The organism is Parvularcula dongshanensis (genome assembly GCF_014199615.1).
GTDB lineage: Bacteria > Pseudomonadota > Alphaproteobacteria > Caulobacterales > Parvularculaceae > Parvularcula > Parvularcula dongshanensis.
In genome coordinates this window covers 1-6,329 of the sequence record NZ_JACHOB010000013.1, presented here as the reverse complement: position 1 = coordinate 6,329, position 6,329 = coordinate 1, and the positions used below count along the sequence as shown (strand labels likewise).

Here is a 6,329-nt window from a genome sequence, read left to right as displayed (position 1 = left end):
ACGCCCCAATCCTGCTGGCCGTAACCGGTCGTGTTGTGGACCTCCAGCATGGTGACGAGGCCCAACGACTTGGCCTGTCGGATGATCTCGGCGACCTCCGATACCGGCGTCGGTCCCCATGGCTCGCCCGAACTGAGGGCGATGCGAACCGTATTCGCGCCGAACGAGGCGATGGCGGGGAGGGCGGCGTCAGTCGTCTCCGGCAGCCAGGCGTGGGCTTGGTTGACGCCGCGGATCACGAACGGCTGGCCGTTCGCATCGAGAACGGTCCGGCCCGAGACCGAGAAGCCCTGGGCGATCGCGGCCTGAGGTAGAGCGAAGACGGAGGCGAGCAGCGTAGCGATGAGGCGTATCATGCCGCCTCTTAGGAAGACGCGCTCTACTTGTCGCCTTCTCTTCCAGATGCCTTCTCTCGCGATTTGTCTGCAGGCGACCGGATGGGATGAGCTTGAGGGTAGCCCCGTTCAAGCGTCCGTGGGGCGTTTGAACCGCCCCTGTGACATTCACCGTCCCGAGCGCCCGTGAGGCGACGGCGTCATTCCGCTCCCAGCGTCTGATGGAACACCATGTCGCTCAAACGCCCAGGAAGGATACGCCGCCACGCCCGACGAACCGCGCTATGTTGCACTGCACCGACTAGTGGTGTTTCATGTTGCTAAGGTTATAGAGTATGACTCAGGTGCGCATTTTATGGTGCGGCGCGAAGAGGGTTTCTCCTGCGTATGAAGTTGTTGCTGTGGGATCGGACATTCGCGCCCGCGACGCCTCGTTCGGTTAGCGTCTGCCCGGCCCAACCCCTGAATTCGGCCCGCTAAGGTGGAACCTCTCATCACCCCCGAGACGCTGGTCTTGCTTCTCGTCATGCTTGCCGCCGGGGCGGTGACCGGCGTGGCGGCGGGTCTATTCGGCATCGGGGGCGGTTTCATCGTCGTGCCGGCGCTGCTCGCGATCTTCTCGCTTCTCGGGGTCGACCCTGAGCTCAGCGTCCACATGGCGCTCGGCACTTCGCTCGCGACGATCATCCTGACCTCGCTTCGCTCCGTGAACGCCCATGCGAAGCGGGGCGCCGTCGACTTTCATGTTCTGAAGGCCTGGGCGCCATGGATCGTGCTCGGCGTGCTCCTCGGGCTCGTGTTCGCATCGCATACCGACGGACACACGCTGGTCTTGATCTTCGGACTCGGCGTCCTGATCCTTTCGCTAAACTTCCTGTTTCCCCGTGCCTTCAGCCGGATTCAGCTTAGCGAATCGATGCCGCGCGGCCTCGCCCTCGCCGGCCTCGCGACCTTCCTCGGGGGGATCTCGGCGCTGCTCGGCATCGGCGGCGGGACGATCGCGGTTCTCACCATGACCTTCTGCGGCCGTTCGATCCATCAGGCGGTGGCGACCGCAGCAGGGTTCGGCGCCATCATCGCGGTGCCCGGAACGATCGGGTTCGTGCTGATCGGGCTCGGGGCGGAAAGCCCGCTGCCCGGGTCGTTGGGCTACATCAATCTGATCGGCCTCGCCGCGATCGCCAGCACCTCGATGCTGACCGCACCCCTCGGCGCCGCGCTCGCGCACCGCCTACCGCCCATGGCGCTGAAGCGGGCGTTCGGCGGCTACCTCGTCTTCACCGCGATGTTGATGCTGAAGGACGCCTTCCCGGCACAACCAACCGGCATCGCGGCCGAGGAACCGGCGCACGCCGTCGCCGTGCCGATGCCGTCGGCGCCGCGCAGCGACGCTTCTCTCTCCCTGCCCGCCTCAAGCCGAAGGACATCGCCATGACGGTCTCGCTTTCCCGAAGGTCTCTTCTCGGACGAGGCGCCGCGGGCGCCGCCGCTATCGGTGCCGCTCTGGCGCCCGCCGCCCGCGCCCGGGAATGCGGGGCGCTCGCGCCCGGCCGGAAGGAGAGTCTCTACGGTCCCGACCCGCGAACCGCGCACCTCGTCTTCAACGAGAACCCCTTCGGTCCGAGCCCCAAAGCCCTGGAGGCCTTGGCCGAAGCGTCCACGCAAGGCGCCTACTATCAAGGCAAGTCCGTCGCCTACCTCGCTGAGATGATCGCCGAGCGACACGGCGTGGGACCGGAGCAGATCCTGATCACCAACGGCTCGTATGAGGGGCTGACCGCGCTCGGGCTCGCCTACGCCAAGAAGGGCGATATCCTGGGGCCCGAGCTCTTCTGGGATTCGACCGCTCTCTTCGTCGAGAACAACGGCTACGGAAGGATCGTTCGAGCGCCGATGAAGGGCAAGCTCGAGGTCGACCTTGCGGCTCTCGAGGCGCGTGTCGGCGAAGGCACAGGCATGGTGCACATCGTCAACCCGAACAACCCGACCGGCCGCCTGATCGATCCGTCCGAGCTTCGGTCGTTCTGCACCACGGTCAGCCCCAAGACGATGGTCCTGATCGATGAGGCCTATATCGAGCTATCGGACGATCCCGACGGCAACTCGATGATGGATCTGGTCCGGGCGGGGCAAAACGTCGTCGTCGCCCGGACCTTCTCCAAGATCTACGGCATGGCGGGCTTGCGCGTCGGCTACGCGATCGGCCCGGCCGAAGTGATTCAGCGAGCGCAGAACTTCGTCGTCAGCTCCCCCAACGTCGCCGGAATCTCGGCGGCCATCGCGAGCTATGACGACGAGGCGTTTCTGAAGACGTCGAAGTCGAAGCTGCTTCAGGCGCGGCAGATGATCATGGAAGGGACGAAGGCGATGGGGCTGGACCCGTTGCCCTCGCAGACGAGCTTCGTCTTCGTGGACGTCGGAATGGACGCGGACGCCTTCCGTGCCCGCATGGCGGAGAAGGGGGTCGTGATCCGCGGAAAGTACGGAGAGCACACGCCCTACTCCCGCGTCAGCTGCGGCTACGCAGAGGACGTCAAACGCTACCTCGAGGCGATCCCCTACGCGATGGAAGCCTGACCGCTCGACGCCGACTGCCGAAGAAATGTTGCACCAGCACAATAGACAGGCCGAAAATAGCAGAAAACCGTCACAGTGCGCGCGAAAATGCTTGCTTATGACGTAGCGTCTAGCAACCATCGGTGGTGGGCGGCGCCGGCACAGCTGCCCTTCTGAGACTTTTGAGAGGGAAGCCATGAGAAGAACTTCGACCCGTACCGCGTTGCTTCTCGGTACGTCCGCCGTCCTGCTGTTCGGTCCCGGGGGCGCACCGGCACGGTCTCAAGACCAGAACGGCGAAGCGGAGGCCTTCGAACGGGGGGCGGTCGATGACGCGGACGAGATCGTCGTCACAGGCACGCGGCGCGAGGCGCGTTCGGCGTCCGAATCACTCGCCCCCGTCGATGTCATCTCGGGTACGGAGTTCGTGAACCAGGGTTCGAACGACGTTCAGGATCTGCTGCGGACCTCGGTGCCGTCCTACAACGTCAACACGCAGCCGATCTCCGACGCGGCGACAGTCATCCGCCCTGCGAACCTCCGTGCGCTGTCTCCCGACAACACGCTCATCCTCGTCAACGGCAAGCGGCGCCATCGCGGCTCCGTCATCTCGTTCCTCGGCGGCGGCATCTCGGATGGCGCTCAGGGCGCCGACATCTCGGTCATTCCGGCTCTCGCGCTTCAGCAGGTCGAGGTTCTGCGCGACGGCGCTTCCTCGCAGTACGGCTCGGACGCCATCGCCGGTGTCATCAACTTCCGCCTCAAGGAGGCCCCGGACGGAGGCACGGTGGAAGCGGTCTACGGCTCGACCTATGACGGAGACGGCGACAACTACCGTTTCGCCGGGAACATCGGCTTGCCGCTCTACGATTCGGGCTTCATCAACATCACCGCGGAGTACGGCGAGACCGATGGCACCGTCAGGTCGATCGTACGCCGCGACGTCGCCTCGCTCATAGCGGCGGGCAACACGGCGGCCGCCGACTTCTCGGCCATCAACAGCTACACCGGCGAGGTCCCGCAATATTGGGGGCAGCCGGACGTCGACGACAACCTCAAGATCTTCGTCAACACCGGCTACGAGCTGAACGAGAACGCGGAGCTCTACGCCTTCGGCAACTACGCCGAACGGACGGTGACCGGCGGCTTCTTCTACCGGAACCCGACCAATAGGGGCGGGGTCTATGCCGGTCCCGTCGTCGACCCGGAGACAGGCGCGCTTGCCGAGGAAGGCGTCGCGTCGATCCTCGTCGGCGACCTCGACGGGCTCGGCGTCGGCGAGGAGTGTCCGGCCGGCATTCCGCTCACCGGTACGGACGGTCTCATTCCCGATGCGGACATCCTTGCCCAGGTCGCGGCCAGCGCCAACTGCTTCTCCTTCTACGAGACGATCCCGGGTGGCTTCACGCCGCGTTTCGGGGGCGACAACTCGGACTGGTCCGTCGCGGGCGGCATCAGGGGTGCGTTCCCCATCGGTACCGGCCTGTCCTACGACTTCTCCGTCGTGCGCGGCGTCAACGAGACGCGCTTCTTCATCAACAACACCCTGAATGCCTCCTTGGGACCCGACAGCCCGCGCGACTTCGTACCGGGCGCCTACCGCCAGGCCGAGACGATCTTGGACGCGGCCTTCTCCTACGGTCTCGACGTCGGCTTCGCCTCGGATCTCAACGTGGCCTTCGGCGCTCAGTACCGTGAGGAGAAGTTCGACATCAGCCAGGGCGACCAGGCGTCCTTCGCTCTCGGTTCGCTCTCTGATCAAGGCTTCTCATCGAGCTCGAACGGCTTTGGCGGGTTCACCTCGTCGTCCAGCAGCAAGCAGAACGCCTACGCTTTCTACACCGACCTCGAAGCGGACGTGACCGATGCGCTGACGCTGCAAGGCGCCTTGCGTTACGAGGACTACGACTCCTTCGGCGACACGCTCGATTACAAGGTGTCCGGCCTCTATCGAGTCACTGACGCCTTCCGCGTCCGCGGCACCTTCTCGACCGGCTTCCACGCGCCGACCGCCGGGCAGGCCAACGTGACCAACGTCACGACGCAGAACGTCAACGGCGTGCTCGTGGATCAGGGCACGATCCCGCTGACCTCCGGACCAGGGCAGCTCGCCGCCGACTTCATCGAGGCGCGCGACGGCGGCAGGCCTACGCTGGGCACGGAGGAGTCCACCAACTTCTCGGTCGGTGCCGTCTTCGACCTCGGGCCGACGAACTGGACGATCGACTACTTCAACATCGACGTGAACGACCGGATCGCCCTGGCCGCGAACATCAACTTCCTCGAAGCGCTGAACTTCGTCGCCGATCAGAACGGGTTCGACCCCTACGGCACGGTGATCGAGGGGCTGAACGGCCTGTCGGACGCGGGCGTCATCAACCGTTCGGAGTTCGTCGGTTTCGAGGATCTGACCGAGTTCCGGTACTTCTCGAACAGCTTCGATACGACGACGCAGGGCGTCGAAGTCGTCGGGACCATGCCGTTCTCGCTGACCCGGACCGGCGCGTCCGACGCGACCTTGTCGTTCGCCTACATCGACACGAAGGTGGACGATCCTGGCGAGATCAATCCGATCGACGAGACCCGCGTCGCCGCGCTCGAAGAGCTCCTTCCCGAGTTGAAGGGGGCGTTCACGCTGACCCATGTCGAAGACCGCTGGCGCGCCCTTCTGCGGGCGGTCTACTTCGGCGAGTGGGAGGACACGTCGAACGGAACGGGGGGGCAGGGCGACGAGCTGAACTTCGACGCCGAGCTCGGCTTCTTCCTCACCGACAAGCTCGAACTGATCGCCGGTGCGACCAACGTCTTCGACAACTATCCTGATAAGAACCCCGATGCGCTGAGCCTGGGACAGCTCTACCCGGAAGGATCGCCCTCCGGCTTCGTGGGAGGGGCCTACTACTTCAAGGTCCGCTACGTCTTCGACTGACAAGGAGCGGTCGGTCGAAGCGGGAAGGCCCGGTCCTGGGGGGAGGGGCCGGGCCTTCTTTCTTAGAGCGCGCCGTCGGCAGTGAAGCGCAGCACCATCACGTTGCGGTAGGTGTCGCCGGGGTCGAGCCGGGCGGAGGGAAAGCCCCTCTGGTTCGGCGCGTCGGGGAAGTTCTCGGGCTCGAGGCACAGCGCGTCGCTCTGCCGGTAGAGCGTGCCTCCCTTGCCCGCCACCGTGCCGTTCATGTGATTGGCGGTGTAGAGTTGCAGCCCGGCTTGATCCGACAATAGCGTCATCGTCCGTCCGGAGACGGGGTCGTGCACGCGGGCGGCGAGGCGGGGTTCGCCGCCTGCGTCGCCGTCCAGAACGAAGTTCTGATCGTAGCCGCGAGCCTGCGCGATCTGATCGTTACCGCCGTCGCGGATGTCTTCGCCGATCGGCTTGGCTTCGCGGAAGTCGAAGGGGGTGCCTTCGACCGGGGTGACACGGCCCGTCGGGATCAGGCTCTC

5 protein-coding genes are annotated in these 6,329 nt (G+C 65.2%); 3 read left to right on the top strand and 2 right to left on the bottom strand.

All coding sequences use genetic code 11. The annotated features are described in order from the left end of the window. A partial coding sequence (locus GGQ59_RS14680; RefSeq protein ID WP_183819948.1) for a cellulase family glycosylhydrolase occupies positions 1–356 on the bottom strand: 356 nt, incomplete at its 3' end. A gap of 505 nt (positions 357–861) precedes the next feature. Here GGQ59_RS14680 and GGQ59_RS14675 point away from each other — a divergent pair. The 3 genes from GGQ59_RS14675 to GGQ59_RS14665 all read left to right on the top strand — a co-directional run bounded on the left by GGQ59_RS14675 (position 862) and on the right by GGQ59_RS14665 (position 5,820). Then, positions 862–1,770, top strand: coding sequence for a sulfite exporter TauE/SafE family protein (locus GGQ59_RS14675; RefSeq protein WP_183819950.1), 909 nt, complete (start codon positions 862–864; stop codon positions 1,768–1,770). Next, complete coding sequence (locus GGQ59_RS14670; RefSeq protein WP_183819946.1) at positions 1,767–2,912, top strand: pyridoxal phosphate-dependent aminotransferase; 1,146 nt, start codon at positions 1,767–1,769, stop codon at positions 2,910–2,912. The genes GGQ59_RS14675 and GGQ59_RS14670 overlap by 4 nt, the downstream gene beginning before the upstream one ends. Before the next feature lie 175 nt (positions 2,913–3,087). Further along, positions 3,088–5,820, top strand: a complete 2,733-nt coding sequence (locus GGQ59_RS14665) for a TonB-dependent receptor plug domain-containing protein (RefSeq protein ID WP_183819944.1) — start codon at positions 3,088–3,090, stop codon at positions 5,818–5,820. A gap of 62 nt (positions 5,821–5,882) precedes the next feature. Here the strand turns inward: GGQ59_RS14665 and GGQ59_RS14660 are convergent. Next, positions 5,883–6,329, bottom strand: a 447-nt coding sequence (locus tag GGQ59_RS14660; protein ID WP_221401091.1) for an aldose epimerase family protein, incomplete at its 5' end; no start/stop codon positions are given.